20 protein-coding genes are annotated in these 20,525 nt (G+C 61.2%); 16 read left to right on the top strand and 4 right to left on the bottom strand.

The annotated features are described in order from the left end of the window. The first annotated feature begins 189 nt into the window (after positions 1–189). The 6 genes from B1756_RS03985 to B1756_RS03965 are packed head-to-tail and all read left to right on the top strand — an operon-like array spanning position 190 to position 3,842. Positions 190–1,935, top strand: a complete 1,746-nt coding sequence (locus tag B1756_RS03985; protein WP_086887378.1) for a phage tail sheath family protein — start codon at positions 190–192, stop codon at positions 1,933–1,935. Between the two features lie 50 nt (positions 1,936–1,985). After that, positions 1,986–2,438 (top strand): CIS1 family contractile injection system inner tube protein, encoded by a 453-nt coding sequence (locus B1756_RS03980; RefSeq protein ID WP_086887377.1) that lies wholly within the window; start codon positions 1,986–1,988, stop codon positions 2,436–2,438. Further along, positions 2,435–2,587: a hypothetical protein gene (locus B1756_RS19545; RefSeq protein WP_186336500.1), complete on the top strand. Its 153-nt coding sequence runs from the start codon at positions 2,435–2,437 to the stop codon at positions 2,585–2,587. The genes B1756_RS03980 and B1756_RS19545 overlap by 4 nt, the downstream gene beginning before the upstream one ends. Continuing rightward, positions 2,584–3,102: a hypothetical protein gene (locus tag B1756_RS03975; RefSeq protein ID WP_086887376.1), complete on the top strand. Its 519-nt coding sequence runs from the start codon at positions 2,584–2,586 to the stop codon at positions 3,100–3,102. Before B1756_RS19545 ends, B1756_RS03975 begins: the two co-directional genes overlap by 4 nt. After that, a complete protein-coding gene (locus tag B1756_RS03970; RefSeq protein WP_086887375.1) occupies positions 3,099–3,356 on the top strand; it encodes a DUF6760 family protein in 258 nt (85 codons plus the stop codon). Before B1756_RS03975 ends, B1756_RS03970 begins: the two co-directional genes overlap by 4 nt. A 33-nt stretch (positions 3,357–3,389) precedes the next feature. Then, positions 3,390–3,842 carry a CIS5 family contractile injection system inner tube adaptor gene (locus B1756_RS03965; protein ID WP_086887374.1) on the top strand — a complete coding sequence of 151 codons (453 nt, stop codon included), beginning with the start codon at positions 3,390–3,392 and terminating at the stop codon, positions 3,840–3,842. A gap of 37 nt (positions 3,843–3,879) precedes the next feature. On the opposite strand, the gene B1756_RS03960 is transcribed toward B1756_RS03965, so the two are convergent. Together B1756_RS03960 and B1756_RS03955 are read right to left on the bottom strand one after the other, a co-directional pair. Continuing rightward, positions 3,880–4,539, bottom strand: coding sequence for a Pvc16 family protein (locus tag B1756_RS03960; RefSeq protein WP_086887373.1), 660 nt, complete (start codon positions 4,537–4,539; stop codon positions 3,880–3,882). 30 nt (positions 4,540–4,569) lie between these two features. Further along, complete coding sequence (locus B1756_RS03955) at positions 4,570–6,750, bottom strand: ATP-binding protein (RefSeq protein ID WP_228434458.1); 2,181 nt, start codon at positions 6,748–6,750, stop codon at positions 4,570–4,572. A gap of 194 nt (positions 6,751–6,944) precedes the next feature. On the opposite strand from B1756_RS03955, the gene B1756_RS03950 reads away from it, so the two are divergent. From B1756_RS03950 to B1756_RS19785, 7 genes are all read left to right on the top strand, one after another. Next, the gene (locus tag B1756_RS03950) at positions 6,945–8,183 is read left to right on the top strand and encodes an eCIS core domain-containing protein (RefSeq protein ID WP_228434383.1); all 1,239 of its coding nucleotides are present in this window, start codon (positions 6,945–6,947) and stop codon (positions 8,181–8,183) included. Positions 8,184–8,186: 3 nt separating this feature from the next. Next, positions 8,187–9,134 (top strand): DUF7958 family protein, encoded by a 948-nt coding sequence (locus tag B1756_RS03945; RefSeq protein WP_228434384.1) that lies wholly within the window; start codon positions 8,187–8,189, stop codon positions 9,132–9,134. 22 nt (positions 9,135–9,156) lie between these two features. After that, positions 9,157–10,011 (top strand): eCIS core domain-containing protein, encoded by an 855-nt coding sequence (locus tag B1756_RS03940; protein ID WP_228434457.1) that lies wholly within the window; start codon positions 9,157–9,159, stop codon positions 10,009–10,011. A gap of 4 nt (positions 10,012–10,015) precedes the next feature. Continuing rightward, a complete protein-coding gene (locus B1756_RS03935; protein ID WP_086887371.1) occupies positions 10,016–11,050 on the top strand; it encodes a DUF7958 family protein in 1,035 nt (344 codons plus the stop codon). Between the two features lie 281 nt (positions 11,051–11,331). After that, a complete protein-coding gene (locus B1756_RS18975) occupies positions 11,332–12,609 on the top strand; it encodes an eCIS core domain-containing protein (protein WP_228434455.1) in 1,278 nt (425 codons plus the stop codon). 3 nt (positions 12,610–12,612) lie between these two features. After that, positions 12,613–13,572: a DUF7958 family protein gene (locus B1756_RS03925; protein WP_086887370.1), complete on the top strand. Its 960-nt coding sequence runs from the start codon at positions 12,613–12,615 to the stop codon at positions 13,570–13,572. Between the two features lie 62 nt (positions 13,573–13,634). Continuing rightward, positions 13,635–14,108 carry a hypothetical protein gene (locus tag B1756_RS19785; protein ID WP_086887369.1) on the top strand — a complete coding sequence of 158 codons (474 nt, stop codon included), beginning with the start codon at positions 13,635–13,637 and terminating at the stop codon, positions 14,106–14,108. Between the two features lie 408 nt (positions 14,109–14,516). Here the strand turns inward: B1756_RS19785 and B1756_RS03915 are convergent, their stop codons facing one another. Continuing rightward, on the bottom strand, positions 14,517–15,962 hold the full coding sequence (locus B1756_RS03915) for an APC family permease (RefSeq protein WP_086887368.1): 1,446 nt from the start codon (positions 15,960–15,962) through the stop codon (positions 14,517–14,519). A 205-nt stretch (positions 15,963–16,167) separates the two neighbouring features. On the opposite strand from B1756_RS03915, the gene B1756_RS03910 reads away from it, so the two are divergent. From B1756_RS03910 to B1756_RS03900, 3 genes are all read left to right on the top strand, one after another. Continuing rightward, the gene (locus B1756_RS03910) at positions 16,168–16,980 is read left to right on the top strand and encodes an alpha/beta fold hydrolase (RefSeq protein ID WP_086887367.1); all 813 of its coding nucleotides are present in this window, start codon (positions 16,168–16,170) and stop codon (positions 16,978–16,980) included. Between the two features lie 188 nt (positions 16,981–17,168). Next, positions 17,169–18,641 (top strand): DUF3179 domain-containing (seleno)protein, encoded by a 1,473-nt coding sequence (locus B1756_RS03905; protein ID WP_086887366.1) that lies wholly within the window; start codon positions 17,169–17,171, stop codon positions 18,639–18,641. 112 nt (positions 18,642–18,753) lie between these two features. After that, positions 18,754–19,647: a bifunctional methylenetetrahydrofolate dehydrogenase/methenyltetrahydrofolate cyclohydrolase gene (locus B1756_RS03900; protein WP_086887365.1), complete on the top strand. Its 894-nt coding sequence runs from the start codon at positions 18,754–18,756 to the stop codon at positions 19,645–19,647. A gap of 30 nt (positions 19,648–19,677) precedes the next feature. Here the strand turns inward: B1756_RS03900 and B1756_RS03895 are convergent, their stop codons facing one another. After that, positions 19,678–20,400: a DUF7117 family protein gene (locus B1756_RS03895; protein ID WP_086887364.1), complete on the bottom strand. Its 723-nt coding sequence runs from the start codon at positions 20,398–20,400 to the stop codon at positions 19,678–19,680. Between the last annotated feature and the right edge of the window lie 125 nt (positions 20,401–20,525).

The following is a 20,525-nucleotide window of genomic DNA, read 5'->3' as shown; positions in this document are numbered from 1 at the left end:
TCCCTCCACGTCAAACGAACACCATAGCTACTACAGAAATCTCACCACTTCCGGTCTCGATAGTTATTCTTCTCTATATAAACTACATATTTTTATAATACGTAATTAGTGATTTTGCTATACGTATCGTAAAATATATTACTATAATGTCCGACTAATGTAACGTAGCACGTCTGGAAGAGGATATAAATGCCAGAGTATCAAGCACCCGGAGTTTACGTCGAAGAACAAAGCACCGGAAGCAAATCAGTCGAAGGTGTAAGTACCAGTACTGCAGGATTTCTGGGACAGACGGTTCGTGGACCGGTCGAACCACAGTTCATTACGAGCTACAACGAGTTCGAACGCATCTATGGATCGAGTCCCAAAGAGTCGAACCTAGACGTCGCAGTCAACGGCTTCTTCAAAAACGGAGGGAGTCGCTGCTACGTCGCACGAGTTACTGCGGCCGATCCCAACGATGTCGCAACGAGAACGTTGATCGACGACGACAAGAACGGTGTCGTCGAACTCGAGGCGAACGGTCCGGGCGACTGGGGATCGAACGTCGCCGTAATTGTTCGCGACGGCCAACATCAGGACCAGTTCGATATGATTATCCGGTACTGGTCGTGCGACCGAGCGGAGGTGATGGATCCCGACGGTAATCGGCCCGAACCCTCACCGGACGTCGAAGAGGTGTTTGACGGACTGTCGACGGATCCGAAATCCAGTCAGTTCCACGAAAAACAACTGGCGAGTTCCGTGTTGGTCAACATCGAGTATCTCGACGATGGTCGACCGAAAAACGGGCTCGTCTGGTTGAGCCGAGACGACCACGAAATCCGCACTGATGGTGGTACCGTGACGGTTGACCACGAGGACGTGCTGCACATTCCGGAAGACCTGGACGAACTCGACGAAGACAGACTGGAGGCACTCGCCGAACCCATCGACATCGATGCAGATCCATCGTCGGATGAATTCATCGACGTACTCAGACAGATTCGCGACGGGGAACGCGAGGTCGACATGGAAGTCGTTACCGAACTGCCCGAGCAGGCAGAACCGGAGCCCGGGCTCGAGGCTGAATCCGAAGGTGAAGTGACACTCAACGACTACGAAGGTGTGAATAAACCCGATCTCCGCACCGGCCTGGCAGCGTTCGAAGCCATTGACGATATTTCCCTCGTCTGTGCTCCGGACGAAAACGACGTGCAGGGATTGACCGACGCCATCGTTGCTCACTGTGAAAACATGGGCGACCGGTTCGCGATCCTGCAGTCTCCGCAAAACCCAGGTCCGGTGTCCGAAATGGAGACACCCGTCGACTCCTCCTACGCAGGGTACTACTACCCCTGGGTCTCGGTTCTCGATCCGGTTACCAATCGTGAAAAGCTGGCTCCGCCGGGTGGTCACATCGCGGGGATCTATTCCCGAAGCGACGTCGACCACGGCGTTCACAAGGCTCCTGCGAACGAACCGCTACGGGGAATCGTCGGCTTGCAACGTGACATCACGAAGGGAGAACAGGACGTCCTCAATCCGAAAGGCGTCAACTGTATCCGGAGCTTTCAGGGGCGTGGCATCCGCGTCTGGGGTGCTCGCACCTGTTCCAGCGATCCGGAATGGAAGTATATCAACGTTCGCCGCCTGTTTCTCTACATCGAGCAGTCTCTCGAAGAGGGAACACAGTGGGCGGTGTTCGAACCCAATGACGAGGATCTGTGGGCTCGTATCCGCCAGTCTACCGAGAAGTTCCTCAAAACGGTCTGGCGAGAAGGAGGTCTGCAGGGATCGACCGCTGACGAGGCGTTTTTCGTCCGCTGTGGCGAGGAGACGATGACCCAGGACGACATCGACAACGGTCGGTTGATCGTCGAAATCGGTATTGCACCAGTCAAACCGGCGGAGTTCGTCGTGTTCCGAATCTCACAGAACACCGAAACCGCCTGATCGTATCGTTGTAGAACCACACCCAGACGACTATAACACACACAACACCTATGCCAGAACACGGACCCCTACCAAGCACGGAATTCAAAGTTGAGCTCGACGGCGCTGAAGTCCCCGGTTTCCTCGAAGTCAAGCTGCCGAAAAAGGAAACCGAGGAGTACGATTACCGCGAGGGTGACGACGCAAAACACACCCGGAAGATGTTCGGTGACGTCCATTACTCGCCGCTCGTCCTCGCCCGCGGTGCCGACGAAGACAACGGTGCCCTCAACGACTGGCTGAAGGCCGTCGAAGAGGGCAACGCGGACGAAGCGAGAAAAGACATCGCGGTGGTAATCATGGACCAGTCGGGCAATAACGCGATCCGGTACGAGTTCTCCGAAGCCTGGATCCGCGAGTACGAGCCACCGACGCTGAACGCACAAGCAAACGGCGGTGCCGAGGCACTGGCGATCGAGACGTTCACCGTCGAGTTCGAAGAGATGGAGCGCAAGAACCAATGACGAAGCAACCGCTGTCCGGACACGGATACTCCCTCGATCACACCTGGTACGGTGACGAGTGTCGCATCGACAGTGAGGGGTATCTTCACACCGGCAGCGCCAGCGCACACGTCAGCAACATTACGGTCACGCACACCCGATACGAATGAGCGAGCAACCACTCCAGACCGAATTCGAGTTCACACTCCCTCGAGGGTACGTCGACGACGACGGGACGCTGCACAAAGAGGGTCGAATGCGGCTTGCGACGGCCGCCGATGAGATCCAACCGCTTCAGGATCCGAAGGTACAGTCGAATCAATCGTACCTGACGATCACACTACTCGCGAGAGTCGTGACGGAACTCGGCACGCTCGAGACGGTCGACCGGAGCGTCATCGAGAACCTGTTCGTCACCGACCTGGAACACCTCCAGGCGATGTACGAACGTGTCAACAACCGCGGCCGCAACACTGTCGCGACCGGCTGTCCGGAGTGTGGACACGAGTTCGAGGTTGACCTGATGACCGGCAGACCCTACGTGTCAACCGAGGAGTCGACGGCCGAACCGCCGGCTGCACCAGCTGACGACGTGGAGATGGAGTTCGACTCGCCGACCGCCAACGATTCGAACGACGACGACGCCGAGACAGGTGAGCTGGCTTCGGGAAATCCGACCAAGTGATACAGCTGTACGACCGCGAGACGCTCTACGAAGAGGTTGCGTTCGTGGCCTATCACTTCGGATGGAATCACGACACGGTGCTCGAACTCCCACACTGGGAGCGACACCGGTGGTGTGAAGAGATCAGCAAGATCAACGAACGGATGAACGACGGACCGCCACCGTCACCGCAGCTCGAGGACACCCACTCCGGAAGCATCCTCGAAGACGACGGCAAGGGAACCGTCCTCCAGAACTCCCTGGAGGATCTCTAGCCCGCTTTCACTCCTCTCACAGGACCACATACTATGACGTACACAGATCAGAGCGACCCATACACACAGTTCAATTTCGAAGTACAGGTCGACGGCGAACCGGTCGCCGGCTTTTCAGAGATATCCGGTATCACGATGCAACTGGAGACCGTCCAGTACCGGGAAGGCGGCGTCAACGACCACGTCCACTCGCTGCCGGGGACGTTTTCGCACGCGAATCTCGTGATGGAACGCGGGATGACCGAAGATGCGACGTTCTGGCAGTGGATCGAGGAGGTTATGAGCGGTACCGTGACGCGGAAAGACGTCGTCATCAAATTGCAGGAGGAGTTTCAGGGACAGAGCGTCTGGGGCTGGGAGTTTACCGGTGCCTATCCGACCCGATGGCAGGGGCCCGACCTCATCGGTGCGAAAAACCGGATGGCGTTCGAGTCGATCGAGTTGACCTACCAGCGGTTCGAAACGGTGTCGGGACTCCCGGAATAGTCACACCAGATATCGAATCAGCACAACTCGTCGCCTGCTACGAGTTATCAGGTATGTCGAGACGATCCGGCGTCTCATCGGTATCGGCTCCGTCTGTGTGACGCCCGACGCGAGTTTCCCGTTCATCGACACGCGTAAACTCTTCCTCGTTCAACGATTGGATCACGACCGGCGCAACCTCGATCGCGGCGGTCGGACGATAGCTCGCACCCTCGAACTGGGCCCACAGCGATAGCATCTCGTCGAGTGGTTCGTCGACGAACGTTATCGTGAGCGACTCGTTCTGATACAGCGCCGCCGGCGAGTCGTTCGGATCGAGCTGCTGGTTGTCGTGAAGAATCTGCAACGCAGCACCCAGACTCGTCCCCCGCTCGAGAGGTCCCGATCGTCCGTCACCACTCTCCGCTCGCGTCTCATCGTGATCAGTATAGGCGATCAGTAGATACCGCACCGAAAGCGTCAGCGGCGGATCGGAGCGGGTCGTGCCGGTCACTTGCTTGACCGCCGTTCCGGCCCGATTGTCCGTCGCAATCCGGTACGGATACACTGCGAGTTCGAGCCCGGAGAGCGAATCGACCGCATCAGGAGCAACTGCTTCGATCCCGGACGGATCGAGTGGCGTTGCCGCTTCCGCCGCGTGCTCCCGCAAGAGTTCGACGATCGCCGTCGTCACGTCGGCTATGGCGCTGTACGTCATCGGTTCGGGTATTGTCGGTGATGGCGGGTGTCAGTTCTCATCGTGGCGAATCCGGTGGCGTTGTTGCTGTTGTTCTCGTTCGGTCGGTCCCTGGAGATACTCGAGATACGGTTCGAAGTCACGGTCCTGAATCCGACTGTTTCGGTCGCGTTTGTACTGTTCGAGCGCTTCGACGACGTGTCGCATCGTGATCGTCTCGGCGTCGGCCTCGGCGGCGTAGATCGCGATGTGTTTCGCGAGGTTGTCGATCGTCCCGCCGCTGTACTCGAAGTCGGCGAGCCACTCGGTGTCGATGTTCTCGACGGGCATCGACGGTGGGAAAATCGACTCCCAGATCGCCCGTCGCGTCGCTGCGTCGGGTTTCTCGAAGCGGATCGTATGCGTGATACGCCGGGAAAAGGCGGTATCGATGTTCTGTGCGTAGTTGGTCGTCAACACGATGATGCCGTCGTAGTGTTCGATCCGCTGGAGCAGGTAGTTCACTTCGACGTTCGCGTACCGATCGGTCGCGTCGGAAACTTCCGCCCGGTCGCCGAAGATGGAGTCGGCCTCGTCGAACAGCAGGATCGCGTTCGACTGCTCGGCTGCCTGGAAGATCTCCTCGAGATTCTCCTCGGTTTCGCCGATGTACTTCGAGACGACCGACGAGAGGTCGATCTTGTAGACGTCCATCCCGACTTCCTTTGCCAGCACCTCGGCGGCCATCGTCTTCCCGGTCCCCGGCAACCCCTTGAACAGGGCGACGACGCCCGCGTTCTTGTCGCGGTCGCGAAACCCCCAGTCGTCGTAGATACGCCCGCGGTTCGTGACGTGGGCCTCGAGGGTCTCGAGTTGGCGTCTCGTCTCGTCGCCGAGTTTGATGTCGTCCCACGACAGGTCGGGCTCGACGTGCTGTGCCAGGTCCGCGAGCGCGTCGGCGGACTGAGCGCGACAGCCGGCGCGTATGTCGTCGACGGTCGGCTCGCTGTCGGCAGCCAGCGTTCGAGCCGTCGTCAGCGCCGCCTCCAGCTGTCCCTGGGTCAGATCGAACGTGCTCGCCAGCCGTTCCGGATCGATATCCGCCGCGAACTGGTCAGCCCGGTCCGTCCAGAATTCCCGTCTCTGTGCGATAGTCGGTCGCGAAAACGACTGGATCGCGTCCAGTGTTCGGTCCCGCCGGTTCGACGGCGTCCACGACTCCCGGCCGACGACGTAGAGCCCCCTCTCGAGGTCGCCGACGCGGTGGACGATCGCCTCGAGTGACTGATCCGCGTCGGCAACAGCCTGGTCGGCGTGGTGGAGGACGAGCGGGAGGCCGAGCAGTCGCGCCTCGCGGACGACCGCCTCGAGGCGGTCGTCCGCGAGGACCGCCCGCAGGTCGGCCCGGAGCAGCCGGTCGCTCTCACAGACGGCTTCCACAGCACGGTGCATTCCGGCTCCCTCTGGGCCGTGGACGTAGACGCGCCGGCCCCGACCATCGGGATCGGGCAGGGCCTCCAGATCCGCCCGACACTCCGGGGCTATCAGCAGCTCCTCGAGCGACGCGTCTGCGTCTGCGATCGTCAGTGGCTGGTCCCGGATTCGGGTCTCCCGCTCGAGGCGCGTCCGTACTCTCAAATCGAGGCTATCGTCTCCCTGAAGAAACTCGACGATGCGGTCGTCGACGGAGAGGACGTCGAGCCTCGACGGACTGGCGTCCTCTCTTGCCGTTCGGTCGACGATGCCGTACTCGAATAGCGGCGTGGATTGGGAGAGCGCGTCGTGGCGGTCGCCAGTCGGGGTCGTCTCCCGGTGGCCTGCGTACCATAGCAGTCGCTCGACGATCGCGACCGTGGGTAACAGTGCCTGTCCAGAGCCATCCAGCCGTCCGTAGATATCGGTGATCGACCGATCGATTTCGGGGGCGAGGACGAACAACAACACGTCTTTCTCTTCCCGGGACAGGTCGAACGTCCGGCAGAGGTCGTCCAGCGGCAGTGCGATAGCTTCGTCGCGGCTCTCGGCGATGCGTTCTTCGATCGTTTCGGCTCTCTGTTGTGCCGTTTCGATGGCATCCGTCGTGGGTGGCGGCTCAGCTCCGGTGAACGTGGCCAGACGGGTCTCACCGACGAGACGGCCCGGCTCGTTGGACTCCTCGCCTCGGATTTCCGTCTCGACGACACACTCGAGAACCGTGCCGATCCGCTCGAACTCCGCGCGCAAGTGGTCTCCGGCGTCGGTGTACATATTCATCGCATTCCAATTATTCCTCGGCTAGAAGGGGTAATTCTCCATCTCTCCAACCACGTATCACTGCCATATGTTCTTACAGAATGTAGTTAGCACGAAAAGAATTATGGTGTTCGTGTTAGAATAGAAATCAAGGCGAGCATGTCCAATCGAACCCCCAAGTACGGACGCACCAACCGCGCCCGGAGGCGTAGACGATGACAGACTGGACGCGTTCTCGGAACGCGCGCTCGAAATCGGACTCGGACAACGAGACGAGCGACAAATCACAGGCGAAGACAGCGGAGACAACGTCCTCGTCGGCCGCTCTACAAAATGGAAGTTCTAAACTCCTGGCGGCCGCCGCACTCGAGCAAGATGCAGCCAAGGTCGAGACTCACCTCGCCCCGGCCAGACTCGACAACTCCGCTGCGGCCGTGGATCTCGCTGATTCGGCGGTTCCACGACTATTCGGTCGTGACGAGGGTCAGATTCAGCGCTCGCTCGAGGGAACCGACACGACCATCGACGAGGTGCCCGGCAAGGTCCTGGACGTGCTGAGCAACGGTGGCCAACCGCTGGATCAGCCCGTCCAGCGCGCCCTCGAGGAGCGGATGGACGCCGATTTCTCGGACGTGCGCATTCACACGGGCGGCACTGCAGCGAAAGCTGCTGAGGCGATCGACGCGAAGGCGTTTACCTGCGGGAACGATATCGTGTTTAATTCGGGCGAGTACGACCCCGAAAGTCCGGAGGGTCAGCACTTGCTCGCGCACGAACTCGCCCACGTCACACAACAGAACGGTGGCGCGCCGATTTCGATGATGCCCCAGGAGGGCGCTGATCTCGAGATTGACCCTGATCCGCAGTTAGAACGGGAGGCCGACGCGGCGGCCGAGCAGGCACTCTCCGGTGAGGAGCCGCTGGTCGTGAGTCGGATGGGGACGGACGTCCACATTCAGCGGATGCCTGCCGGTGCTCCAGTGAAAGGTGCAGAAGGTGGCGCGGGCCTGGCCGGCCGGGTGAGTGCCATCGAGGAGTCACTAAGTGAGCTGGAGCCGTTGAAGTCACTGGCCGATCGGACCGACGAGCTCAAAGCACAACTGGACGGTTCGGGCGACGACGGGGTCGCGAAGAAAGTTGGCGCGGCCGGTATTTGGGGCAGCGTCGGTGCCGCACTCACCCAAGCTCAGCATGCTGGTGCTGACGCCCTTGGCGTCGAAAGCCTTCTCGGCAACCTCACTGGCGATGCCCACGCCGACGCCGTTCTCGGAACGGTCATTGCCGGGACCACCGCCGCGAAGGTCACTGGCGGCAAAGAAGGCATCTCCGCGCTCAAAAAGCGCGCCAAAGCGTGGTTCTCCGAGTGGCGAGCCAAGAGTGACGAAGACGAGCACAAGAGCCGGGAAGAAGAAGAAACTGAAGACGAAGATGATAGTGTTCTGGGAATCTTCTGAAGTATGAAAGCCAATATCGCAGGTGAGACAGACGAAGGTGTAGGAATAGAAGTGGTTGACGCCAGCGGAGAAAAACATAAAATTGAGATGCTATTTGATGGCGAAATTGTCTATCACAATCAGGAGGAATATCCTGATAATCCCTCTGAACGCACCAACACCGAAGACGAACGCATCACTCAGGCTCGCCGCTATGCAAAATATCACGTCTACCGAGAAACAGGGTACGACACGATTGAGCCGCGTATGAACCCGGATCGGATCGCTGCGGTACTCGCGGCCGTCCACACGATGGACGACGATCAGTTCGAGTCGCTGTTCGAGCCGTTCCACCGGCAAGTGGTTAGCTACGACGATCCGTCAGTCGACCCACCGGTCGATTCCCTCGAGTACGTCGATCGCGAGGAGTTTAGACTCTACATGCTCGACGTCTACCTCGCGGAGGATCTCGAGGAGGTCCGAGCGACCGCGGACGCGTACAGCGACGAACTGGCGACGATTGTTGACGAAGTCGAATCTCAGACCGACAGTGGAGGCCTCCGACAGAAGGTCGCCAGTTTCGCCGGCCAAGTTCAGCAGCGAGCGGCGTCCGGCGACATCGAGCCGCCGGAGTTCTCTGTCGAGGCAGTCTCGGATGTCCACCTGCTGTACTACGAGGACACTAATGACGACCGCGTCGTCGAAGGCAATCGTCCGTTTGATCGAGAACCCGATGCCCGCCTCGAGTTCACGCCGATGCCTGCGCATTCAGTTGAGCAGTTCCGGCCCCTAATCGAGGAACACTTGCTCTGCCAGATCAGAGACTGCTACGTCGGGATGGGCGAGGAACCGCCCGCACAGTACCGCGTGCTTGGTCATGGCCTCTACAAATTCGCCCAGAAGTACCGCCACTTCGATTGTTACCCCGACTACGCCGATCCGAACACCGACGTTCCAGGCTACAGGGCCTAACCCAGACCTGCAGACAGCATTCATGAGTGTCGAATCCCGTGTCGCGTCGCCGCAGCCGACGACGAACAACTCACGTATCCCTGGCTGGCAGTCGGCGTTCACACTCGTGTTCAACTCCGGCGAGTACGATCCCGAGAGTCCGGAAGGCCAGCATCTCATCGCCCACGAGGTCGTCCACACGCTGCAGCAACCCGACGCTCCCATCTCGATGATGCCCAAAACCGAAGTCGAGATGGAGGTCGACCCCGACCCGGCCGCCGAACGCGAGGCCGACGAGATCGCCGGCCAGGTCATGCGCGGCTGGGAGACCGGCCTCGAGGGCGAGATGGCCGACACCGAAATCCACGTCCAGCGGTTTACGGGGGCCATCGCCGATATCGGCAGTACTGTGGCAAGTTTCGCGAAGGTCAACCACGAAACGCTGAAAAACGATCAGAAGCGTGAAGCCGACAGCTACGCTCAGATGGGGGCCACCGAGGGCTCGGTCGAAGACCGAGTCGAAAATCTCGAGGAGCAGGTGTCCGAACTCGGCAAGTACGTCTCCGAACAGATCCGGCCCGCCTCGACCAAACGAAAGATGGTCTCCGAGGCTGGAAAGGACGCCCTCTCGAGTGGAGCCGGATTAGCGACTGGCGCGGGGATTGCCGCGTTAGGGCTGGCAGGCCCGCTGGGGGCGATTATTGGAGCCGGTCTGGCTGGGGCTGCCACTAAAGGCATGCTCGATACCAGCCCTGCCATCGGTCAGACTGCCGAGCAAATGGCATCTGGTCGCGTCCATGAGAAGGCTGGTGCCTTGCGCGACCGCCTGCCAGGCTGGCTCGGTGGCCGGGATGAGGATGACGATTGGAACGATAACGATGGGACCGGTCTGAGGTGAAAGAATGCGAGCAGAAATCATTGATGAAAACGAGAAGGGTGTAGCCGTCGATGTTTACGACAATACTGGTTCGCTACATGAAATTTCGATGTTTCTCGATGGTGAGGTTTCATACCATCAATCAGAATCGTATTCGGATAAAGCCGACAACCGCACTCGAGAAGAAAGCGAACACGGCAAGCAGGCCCGCCGCTATGCCCAGTACTACGTCTTCCTGAATCGGGGTTACGACACAGTCACCCCGAAGTGGAAAAACCCCGTCCACCTGCAGGCGGTTCGCTCGGCGCTCGATTCGATGGACCTCGAGGAGTTCGAGGATCACTTCGGTGATCTCTACCAGCAACTGAAAAGTCACCACGGCGACAGCACCGAGCGCGTCCTTCACCCGCCGGCAGACTCGCAAGACGAGGACTACCATCTCTATCGCAAGCACGTTTATCTCGGGCTCGATCCCCTCGAGACCGACCTTGCGGATGACGCTCGAGAGCTCGCTGCGGAGTTCGGTCTCGATTTAGACGAGCAATCACCGAACGAGACGCCACTAGCGGGACTAACCGACGATGGCCTCGAGACCTGGTCCGGCTTTTCGACGGAGTTGTTCGCACAGCCCAACGAGGACGAACTGGCGGAATTGGCCGAGGGCTTCTACGTCGATACGACCTCCGAACTGCATATGGCGTATCTCGACCACGACGGCATCGAGCAGGTAACGACCGCGATCGAACCCGACAGGGAACCCGACGCTCGGTTCGAGGAACCACCGGTCGATCCCGGCACGCTCGAGCAGTTCCAGCACGGGCTGTCGTTCGATCTGGCGTGTCAGATCCGGGATTGTTTCGTTCGAATGGGTGTGAAGCCACCCGAAGAGTATCAGATCCTGGGTCTGGGTCACATTGCTGCTGCACTGGCCTACGAGGAGGTCGACTTCTATCCGGACTACCATGCACCTGACGAGGACGGGGCGTACCTCTCCGACCTCGACTCGAAATACTTCGGTGATAACTCCCTGCTCGGCAGTGTGAAATCACTGCTGAACTGACCGAACTAATACTGATTACTCGAGAATTACGCTGATCCGCTCGAATTCCGCGCGCAAGTGGCCCCCGCGTCGGTGTACATATTCATCGCATTCCAATTATTCCTCGGTTAGAAGTGGTAATTCTCCATCTCTCCAACCACGTATCGCTGCCATCATGCCCTTACAGAGCGTAGTTATCACGCAAAGAATTATGGTGCTCACCTTAGAACAAAAACCAAGACAAGTATGTCCAATCGAATCTCCAATCGTGGCCACACCGACCGCTCCCGGAGGGAAGGGAGATGACAAACTGGAAGCGCTCCCGGAACGCGGACTCGGACGACGAGACGAGCGACACGTCACGGGTACAGACAGCCGACACGGCGTCTTCGTCGGCTGCTGTCCGTGATGGAAGCCCCAAACCGCTGGCGGCGGCTGCTCTCGAGCATGCCCGGGTGGAGACCCACCTCGAGGCAGCGACGTTCGATCACTCCGCTGCGGCCGTGGATCTCGCTGATTCGGCGGTTCCACGACTATTCGGTCGTGACGAGGGTCAGATCCAGCGCTCGCTCGAGGGGACCGACACGACCATCGACGAGGTTCCCGGCAAGGTCCTGGACGTGCTGAGCAACGGTGGCCAACCGCTGGATCAGCCCGTCCAGCGCGCCCTCGAGGAGCGGATGGACGCCGATTTCTCGGACGTGCGCATTCACACGGGCGGCACTGCAGCGAAAGCCGCTGAGGCGATCGACGCGAAGGCGTTTACCTGCGGGAACGATATCGTGTTCAACTCGGGCGAGTACGATCCTGAAACTCCGGAGGGCCAGCACCTTCTGGCGCACGAACTCGCCCACGTCACACAACAGAACGGCGGCGCACCGATCAGCATGATGCCTCAGGAGGGCGCTGACCTCGAGATCGACCCTGATCCCCAACTCGAGCGAGAGGCCGACGAGGCCGCAACGCAGGCACTCTCTGGTGAGGAGCCGCTGGTCGTCAACCGGATGGGAACGGATGTACACGTGCAGCGATCGGTCAAAGGCGCACTGTCATCGGTCGCCGAACGGGTCCCCGGTATCAGTGGGACTGACCAGGATCAGGACCAAGACAGCGACGACGACCTCGAGTTGCAGGAACTCGACGACGGTGATCTGGTGGAGACGGTCGGCACGCTGGTCGAAAACCAGCAGAAGCTCATCAGTCAGATCCAATCCGGTAAAACGCGTCAATCGCTCACCGAGCGCTTAGGGAAAGCCACCGGCAAAGGAGCGATCGGTGCGGTCGGTGGGCTAGTCGGTGCCGCTGCTGGTACGTTGATCGCCCCCGGTGTGGGCACTGCTGGTGGCGCGGTTGCCGGCCAGCAGGTCGTCTCCGAACTCGCCTCCGGCATCGCCAGTGATGTCTCCAAAGCCGCCTATGATCCCGTCTTCGAGAGCGGATCCGACGCGATCGCTCAGCAGTCCAGTGACTTTAGCAGTTACATCGAAAAGTTGGTCGACGAAAAGATCCGACAGCGCTTCGGTGGGGCAGAGACTGGAGTGGGTGACTCGACGGGTGACGCACAGAGTAGGAGGGGATAAATTATGGACGCGATCATAACCGGCGAATCTGAACGAGTAGGTCTTAGTGTTATTGACAACAATGACGTTGAGCATCTCATTGAGATGGACGAAAGTGGCGAGATCAAGTACCACGAACAAGACGGCTATGCCGACGATCCATCCCAACGGAGTGACGAGAGCAACGAACACGTCGAACAGGCCCGTCGGTTCGCGCAGTACTACGTCTACGCCGAGCGGGGCTATGACACCGTTCCGCCGGATATCCACCCCGAACGGATCGACGCTGTCAGACAGGCAATTCAGACCCTCACGGATGCGGAGTTCGACGCGCTGTTCGGCGAGCTGAAACAGCAACTGCAGAGTTACCACGACGACACCGAGCGTGCGATCCTGATTCCGGCTGACGCAGCAGGACCGAACTCGGTGCTGTACCGCCAGCACGTCTATCTCGGCATCGATACCACACAGACCGAGTTCGCGGACGAGGTTGAGACGCTCGCGACCGTCCACGGGATCAACCTCAAGGACGCGGACACCTCCGTCTCAGAGTTGAGCGACTCGACTCGTTCAGCCTGGCAATCGTTTACCGAACAGGTCGAATCACTGGCTCGAAACCGAGATATTGATGCGAGTGACGCGCTTGAGATCGGCGGCGTCTCCTCGCTGTACACCGCCTACGTCGACAGCAGTGGCCGCGAGCACATCGGCGAACCTGCCGACGACCCCTTCAATCGCGAGCCGGACACGTTGATCGAACTCGCACCAATTGAACCCGGGTCACTCGAGCAGTTCCGCGAGTATTTCGATCACTACCTGCAGTGCCAGATTCGCGATTGCTTCGTCCGGATGGGGCTGCACCCACCCGAGGAATTCTGCGTGCTCGGTCCCGGTCGCATCGAAGCCGCCGAACAGTACAAACGCCTGGAAATGTACCCCGACTTCACCGATCCCGACAACGACCGACTGCTCGCCACACCATAACTCACCAACAGGAGATGTCAGGTATCGACAGACAACCGCTCGGCGGTACGCTCATTTCTGTGATGTCTCGAGAGGAACTAAGTCGCGAGGTCGAGCCGACCGAGACCCAGCGCGCAACGTTACAGCGCGCGGCTAAACAGTACGGCCACGCCGACACCCACCAGTGGGCTGCCGAAGGGATGCCCACCGACGCGATGGGTACTCCCAGCGAGATGGCCGCCTTCCGCGAGCGCCAGCAGACCTGGCCGGCTGAAGTCCCACACGATATCGAACAGCAAACCGAAGCCTCGCTGCATCGCAACAAAGCTGCCCACCGTGATCACGAACCCGCAGGCGAGGCCAGCGTCCCCGACTCAGTCCGGGAGGTCGTCTCCGAACCCGGCCAGCAACTCGCCAGTGAGATCAAAGCCGGCCTCGAGGGGCGATTAGATGCTTCGCTGGATCACGTTCAGGTCCACACGGGGTCGACGGCTCAGCAGGCCTGCGAGGGGGTGATCAATAGCTGTATTAATCGCTGTTGTGATCTCGTTGAGTGAGTCAAAGAAGCGATTGCTAAGTGCCGCTTGGAGTCATCCCCAGCACTCTTCGACCGGATGTCTTCAGATGAATACGTCGACTCGACGGTCGTTGATCGAATCTGTTTTACCCATATCAAAACAGTTGTAGTGACTGAATGTATATCTTACTGTTAAGTTTAGCGCTCAAATCCCAGACAGAGCATTTTTGAGCCGAACAAAATCGTGAGCTACGGAACTCCCTTTCTGGATGTGAATCACGCCCAGTCGTGCTCGCTACGCTGCGCGCGACTGGGCGTGATTCACGTCCCGGACAGCGGGTTCTCAAAGAAACGGCCCAGCTACAGAGCGGTTCGTCTCGAGCAGGTCACGTTCGCTCGGCGAGCCCACTCGAGTCTGAGAAAATCGTCGATTTGCCAGTATTCCGGGTCAGTCGTCACCGGAGTCGCCGGCGTCGCCGATCGATTCGTGTTTGTGCAGCAGCGACATCTTCTCCCTGAGGTCCTCGCCGTTTCGCCGGGAGACGCGAATGCGGTAGACGTAGAGGCCGGAGGCGAGGGCGATGCCGGCAAACTGAGCCAGGAGTGCCGAGGGAGCGCTCGCGGCGACGAACACGACGAAGACGGCCGAGACGACGACGTTGCCGACGGCGACGACCTTGAGCACTGGCAGCGGGAGTTTGTAGAACGAGTATTCGTATCGCTGGGGAAACACCTTCGGCAGGTTCCACAGCGCGACGCCGCTGAAGATGAAACAGATGAAAATTCCCGTGACGGTGACGGTCACGAGCCAGTCGAGGACGTCGACGGCGATGATGGCGTCGAACGGACCGGTCAGCGGGGCCACGAGCAGCGGTGGTACCCCGAGTAAGAGGAGCGCGCGGTGGGGGGTGTCGAACCGGTCGTGGATACCCGCGAAGAAGCCGGGGACGACGTCGTCTCGAGCCGCGCGCATGATCGTCCGCGAGTAGGAGGTGTAGAGCGTGTTCGCCGTCGTCGCTGCCGCGATGAGCGCCCCGAGAGCGACGAACGCGATCGCCCACCCGGGCATGATTCCCTCGCCGACGGCTGCGAGACCACCCTCGACCGCCTCGCCGTCTTCGACGATTTGCTGCCAGGGGACGGCACCGACGAGCGCGACGACGACGCCGATGGTCAGGACCGCCACGAGTGACATTCCCACCGCCAGCACCCGCGGGATATTCTTGGCCGGGCGCTCGAGTTCCTCACCGATCTCGATGATCATCGCGAACCCCTGGAACGGGATGTAGAGGGTGACTGCAGCGAGGAAGAACGGCGCGAAGCCGTCGGCGAACGGTTCACCGTCGCCGTCGGGGAACATCGGTGTCAGGTTCGAGGTGTCGAAGGATGTTCCACCGCCGACGATGAAGGTGACCATCGCCGCCATCAGCAGACAGACGAGCAGGATCTGCACGTTTGCCGCGAGTCGAACGCCGACGTAGTTGAACGCGAGGAAGACCGCGAGCAGGATGTAGACCGACGCGAGCGTCGGGATGTCGGCGAAGACGGGGACGTACTGGGCGAATCCGAGCGCGGCGAACAACAGGTACGCCCACACCGAGATGACCGGCACGACGACTCCGAGAAAGCCCCAGTACGGCCCCACGAGCCGGGAGGCATAGACGTAGATTCCACCGGCAACCGGGATAGCACCCCCGAGTTGCAACAACAGCAAGATTCCAAGGACCATCGGGACTATCGAGAGCAAGATCGCGAGTACGATACTCGGCCCGGCCACGGCCGCCATCTGCGTCGGGACGATGAAGATGCTCATCCCCACCGCCGTCCCGATGAGCAACGCGACCGCCGCGACCGGCCCGATCCGTTCGTCGATCAACTTGAAGTCGTCAGACATCTACTGACACGATAGACAATGACACCCATGACGACTTTAAACTACCCGTCAAATGGACTGTTTATTTTGGTGTGTGTGGTTGCCTGCCCGTTCTGTCCGGCAAAGCAGACGCCCGAGCGCACGCCCCCGTCGAAGTGGAAAACGTCCGTTCAAAAGACTGACTCGAGAGGCAACTTTTTGTCACTGAACATCGGTATCGTGACTCATGGGAGACGAGAGAGTCAGCGAGATGTACCGTACCCGAACTGATGCAGTGACGACCGATCTCGGCGAGGGTACGCCAGTCGTCTTCGCCCACGGAACGCTGATGGATCGGACGATGTTCCACCCGCAACTCGAGGCACTTGCGGACGAGTACCGGGCCGTCGCCTACGACCTGCGAGCACGGACCGACCGGTACGCTCCTGGATACGACCTCGAGGATCTGGCCGACGACTGTGCCGCCGTCCTCGACGGACTCGGGGAAGAGCGGGCTATCATCGGTGGAATGTCGATGGGCGGGTTCATGGCCCTCCGGTTTGCGCTGGCCTATCCCGACCGTGTCGAGGGCCTCGTCCTGATCGACTCGATGGCGAGCCCACACGAGTCGGCCGAACAGGAGACCTACGGGCAGCTCGTCGCACCGCTCGAGGGGTCCGAGGACCCGGTGCCCCGATCGCTTGCCGAGGGTGTCACGGGCTACCTCTTCGGGGAAACCACTCGCGAGGAGAACCCAGACCTCGTCGAGCGATGGGTCGACCGCTGGGCGACCTACCCGGGCGCTGCGGTGTACAACGAACTCCACTCGTGGCTCGAGCGTCCTGACGTCAGCGACCGCCTCGACGAGATCGACGTTCCCGTACTGATCGTCCACGGCGAAGAGGACCCGTCGATCGATCCATCGCGGGCCGAACCGATGATCGACGCGCTACCAGACGCCCGCATGGAACTGATCCCAGCGGCAGGCCACACGTCGAATCTCGAGCGTCCGGCCCCGGTGACGGCGGCGATCCGGTCGTTCCTCGACGAGCGGTGGTGAGGCCGAGATCGGCAGTCGTACGGCCTCGTCTGTATTCCCTCCCGCAAGCGTGTCCCAGATCCGAGCGATGATCGTCTCCGGAGTCGCGACTACGTGTACGGACGGTGAGCGCCTACTCGGCCACACCAGCCACGAGTCCCGGTGGCCGCGAAACGTGGATTTTTCACTCGGCCGGCTCACGGGTGAGTATGACAGTCACGGACGAGCCAGCTACCGCAACGCTCGAGCAGGCCGTCGCAGACCTTCTCGTACGGGATCCGGACCGACACGCGGACGCACTCGAGACCCTCTCATCAGCGGGCGACCGCCGGACGATTCCACACCTGATCGAGGTGCTGATGATCCACGAGATCGGGAGCAACTGGAGCACGTTCGGGTTTCCGGAGGTTCTCAGAGAGTACAGCCCGCCGCGCTATCTCGAGTTGCCGGAGGCTCGCTGGCCGGGCGTTCGCGAGGCGCTCCAGTCGGTCGCCGAACCGGACTTCGACTCACCGTACGCCTGGGTCGAGTGGGAGAGCTGGTACTCACAGCAAGACATCGAGCCGCTGGCGGGGTTCGACGAGTGGAAACTGCAACTCTACCGGTCGTATCTCCCGCCGGTCGGGCGACTGCTCGACACCGAGCCGCGGGATTTCGCACTGCAGGACGTCCGCTGGGGAAACTGCGATCCGTCGTTTCTCGCTGCGTGTAACGAGCCGGATTTCGTCCCCGGCGACGTCGCGTCGATCGATCCCGACGCCAACGACGCGAATGCCGAGGAGGCCGACGAGGCGTACCTCGAGCCCGACGACACCATCTTCGGCTTTACCGTCGAAGAGACTGCCTACGCGGTCCCACGGTGGGTACTGTTCCCGCACGAACTGGCAAACCTCACGGTCCGGGGAACGGCGCTGTCGCTCACCTACTGCACGCTCTGTAACGCACCGATCCTCTACGACCGGCGCGTCGGTGACCGCACGCTGACGTTCTCCAGCACCGGGATGTTGCTCGCGGGGAACAAGGTCATGTTCGACGAGGAGACCGAGAGCCTCTGGAGTCAACACAGTGGGGTTCCGATCGCCGGCGAGTACCTCCAAAAGGAGCCGGACCGGCGACTCGAGGTCCGGCCCATCTCCCAGACGACGTGGGGCGAGTGGCGCGAGCGCCACCCCGACAGCCTCGCGCTCGACCTCGAGACCGGATACGACTTCGACTACGCGTTCTACGAGGATCACGTCGGCTTCTTCGAACACTACTGGACCGACGAGAACGCCATCCAGCCAGGCCTCGAGACCGACGACGGCGAGTTGCCGGAGAAGACGGCCGTCTACGGCGTCCCGGCCGACGACGGGTCGACCATTCACGTCTACCCCGTAGACGACATCGGCGCGGACGAGGTGGTGATCGACGAGATCGACGATCGGACGGTGGTCGTCTGCCGCGACGCGACGGGCGACGTCGCAGTCTACGAGGCGCCGCCGACCCCGCTCGAGCGCGACGGCGAGGTCGTCGTCGACGCCGCGGGCGACCGCTGGCGGCTCATCCATCAGGGGCTCGTCGCCGACGAGGAATGCGACGACGACGGCAGAGAGATGCTCCCTCGCGTGGCCGGACGACACGGACTCTTCTTCGCGTTCCGGACGCAGTACGACGAGGTCGTGGTCGGTCCGAGCGAAGACTGAACCCGGAGTCGCGACCTCGAGTATACACGGATACGCATAGATCGGCGCTCGCGTTGCCGGAGATGAACACGAACCCGAGCGTTCAAGAGGCTCGCCGTCACGGATTCGAGTAATGACCGAGATCATCGACGGCAACGCCGTCGCGAGTCAGATTCGCGACGATCTGTCCGACGCGATCGAGACGCTCGCCGACGCCGACGCCCGGCCAGGGCTGGCGACGGTGCTGATGGGCGACGATCCCGCCAGTCAGACCTACGTGAACATGAAACAGCGCGACTGCGAGGAGGTCGGCATCGAGGGCATCCACGTCGAAATCGACGGCGACGCCCCCGCCGAAGAGCTCTACGACGCCATCGACGACCTGAACGCCGACCCAGACGTCCACGGCTACATCGTCCAGTCGCCGGTCCCCGACCACGTCGAGTACCGCGACGTCATCCGCCGAATCGACCCCGCGAAGGACGTCGACGGCTTCCACCCCGAGAACGTCGGCCGCCTCGTCGCCGGCGACGCCCGCTTCCGCCCCTGCACACCCCACGGCGTCCAGAAACTGCTCGAGTCCGCCGACGTCGACCTCGAGGGTGCGGACGTGACCATCGTCGGCCGTTCGGACATCGTCGGCAAACCGCTGGCGAACCTCCTGATCCAGAAGGCCGACGACGGAAACGCCACGGTGACCGTCTGTCACTCCCGGACTGACGACCTCGCCGCGAAGACCCGCGACGCTGACGTCGTCGTGGCCGCCGTCGGCGTTCCGGAACTCGTCGACGGCTCGATGATTTCGGAGGGCACTGTCGTGATCGACGTCGGCGTAAACAGGGTGGACGCAGATACCGAGAAGGGGTACGAACTCGTCGGCGACGTCGAATTCGAGAGCGCGAAAGGGAAGGCGAGCGCGATCACGCCCGTCCCCGGCGGCGTCGGACCGATGACCCGCGCGATGTTGCTCTACAACACGGTCAAAGCCGCGAGCATGCAGGAAGGAGTCGACGTCGAACTCCCCTGATCCCGATCTGGTTTTCGGTACTCGAGGTGCTCAGGGATCGCCCACCTCGAGCCTCTCGAGTCGCTCCCGCGCAATCTCGAGTGCTGTCTCGTCCCCGCGGAGGCCGTCGGCGAGGTCGCGGGTCGATTCGACCAGTCGTTCTGCCGTCACCGGGTCGACGTCGCCGTCGAGCAGTCGAATCCGGGTGGCGTGCTCGCCGAGGGTCTCGAGGGCGCTTCGTTCGGCGTCGGTCAGATTGCGGTCGTCGGCCCAGGTGCGGACGTCGCGTCGGTACTCGCGGACGGCGTTGGCGTACGCGAGGCCCCGGCTGCCCCGAATCGACTGTGGGACCTCCTCGGCTGCCGGACGCTCGCCGTCGTCGGCGTCCCGGAGCAACGAGAGGAAGTACAGCGACTCGTCCTCGGAGAGGCTTCGTTCCCTGCCCACGCGCGCGGCGACGTACCGCAGTTCGTTGGCCGCGAGGTACTCGTCGTCCAGGTCGCGCAGGGTTCCGCCGGAGACGAACCCGCGGGTGCGAACGTACGCTCGAGCGGTATCCCGCGCCCGGTCGGCCAGTTCGTCGTCGGGAACGTCGTCGATCGCTGCGCGGACCGCGGTGAGGTCGAACCTCGACGTCGAATCGGTGTGGACGGTCCGCTCGTCGAGGCCGACGCTCAAGAGGCTGCCACAGGCCGGACAGCCGACGCTCCCGGTCTCGTAGTACGACCAGCGCGTCCCGCAGTCGGTACACTCGCGCTCGCCCCGGATCTTCATACTCCCTCGTAGGGCAGCGACCCTCAAAAGGACTCACGAACTCGAGTCGACCATCTACCGGGCGACGCGTTGGATCTACCCACCGACACTCCTGTGTGTCGACGGGAGACTGGGTTTGTACGTGT

This window comes from Natrarchaeobaculum aegyptiacum (assembly GCF_002156705.1).
Taxonomy (GTDB): domain Archaea; phylum Halobacteriota; class Halobacteria; order Halobacteriales; family Natrialbaceae; genus Natrarchaeobaculum; species Natrarchaeobaculum aegyptiacum.
The sequence above is the reverse complement of the archived record's forward strand: the minus strand, read 5'-3'. Positions and strand labels throughout refer to the sequence as shown.

Bases quoted from the DNA above. Each gene is read 5' to 3' on its own strand.
- B1756_RS03985 (WP_086887378.1), top strand. From the start codon at position 190: ATGCCAGAGTATCAAGCACCCGGAGTTTACGTCGAAGAACAAAGCACC.
- B1756_RS03980 (WP_086887377.1), top strand. From the start codon at position 1,986: ATGCCAGAACACGGACCCCTACCAAGCACGGAATTCAAAGTTGAGCTC.
- B1756_RS19545 (WP_186336500.1), top strand. From the start codon at position 2,435: ATGACGAAGCAACCGCTGTCCGGACACGGATACTCCCTCGATCACACC.
- B1756_RS03975 (WP_086887376.1), top strand. From the start codon at position 2,584: ATGAGCGAGCAACCACTCCAGACCGAATTCGAGTTCACACTCCCTCGA.
- B1756_RS03965 (WP_086887374.1), top strand. From the start codon at position 3,390: ATGACGTACACAGATCAGAGCGACCCATACACACAGTTCAATTTCGAA.
- B1756_RS03960 (WP_086887373.1), bottom strand. From the start codon at position 4,539: ATGACGTACAGCGCCATAGCCGACGTGACGACGGCGATCGTCGAACTC.
- B1756_RS03955 (WP_228434458.1), bottom strand. From the start codon at position 6,750: ATGAATATGTACACCGACGCCGGAGACCACTTGCGCGCGGAGTTCGAG.
- B1756_RS03950 (WP_228434383.1), top strand. From the start codon at position 6,945: ATGACAGACTGGACGCGTTCTCGGAACGCGCGCTCGAAATCGGACTCG.
- B1756_RS03945 (WP_228434384.1), top strand. From the start codon at position 8,187: ATGAAAGCCAATATCGCAGGTGAGACAGACGAAGGTGTAGGAATAGAA.
- B1756_RS03940 (WP_228434457.1), top strand. From the start codon at position 9,157: ATGAGTGTCGAATCCCGTGTCGCGTCGCCGCAGCCGACGACGAACAAC.
- B1756_RS03935 (WP_086887371.1), top strand. From the start codon at position 10,016: ATGCGAGCAGAAATCATTGATGAAAACGAGAAGGGTGTAGCCGTCGAT.
- B1756_RS18975 (WP_228434455.1), top strand. From the start codon at position 11,332: ATGACAAACTGGAAGCGCTCCCGGAACGCGGACTCGGACGACGAGACG.
- B1756_RS03925 (WP_086887370.1), top strand. From the start codon at position 12,613: ATGGACGCGATCATAACCGGCGAATCTGAACGAGTAGGTCTTAGTGTT.
- B1756_RS19785 (WP_086887369.1), top strand. From the start codon at position 13,635: ATGTCTCGAGAGGAACTAAGTCGCGAGGTCGAGCCGACCGAGACCCAG.
- B1756_RS03915 (WP_086887368.1), bottom strand. From the start codon at position 15,962: ATGTCTGACGACTTCAAGTTGATCGACGAACGGATCGGGCCGGTCGCG.
- B1756_RS03910 (WP_086887367.1), top strand. From the start codon at position 16,168: ATGGGAGACGAGAGAGTCAGCGAGATGTACCGTACCCGAACTGATGCA.
- B1756_RS03905 (WP_086887366.1), top strand. From the start codon at position 17,169: ATGACAGTCACGGACGAGCCAGCTACCGCAACGCTCGAGCAGGCCGTC.
- B1756_RS03900 (WP_086887365.1), top strand. From the start codon at position 18,754: ATGACCGAGATCATCGACGGCAACGCCGTCGCGAGTCAGATTCGCGAC.
- B1756_RS03895 (WP_086887364.1), bottom strand. From the start codon at position 20,400: ATGAAGATCCGGGGCGAGCGCGAGTGTACCGACTGCGGGACGCGCTGG.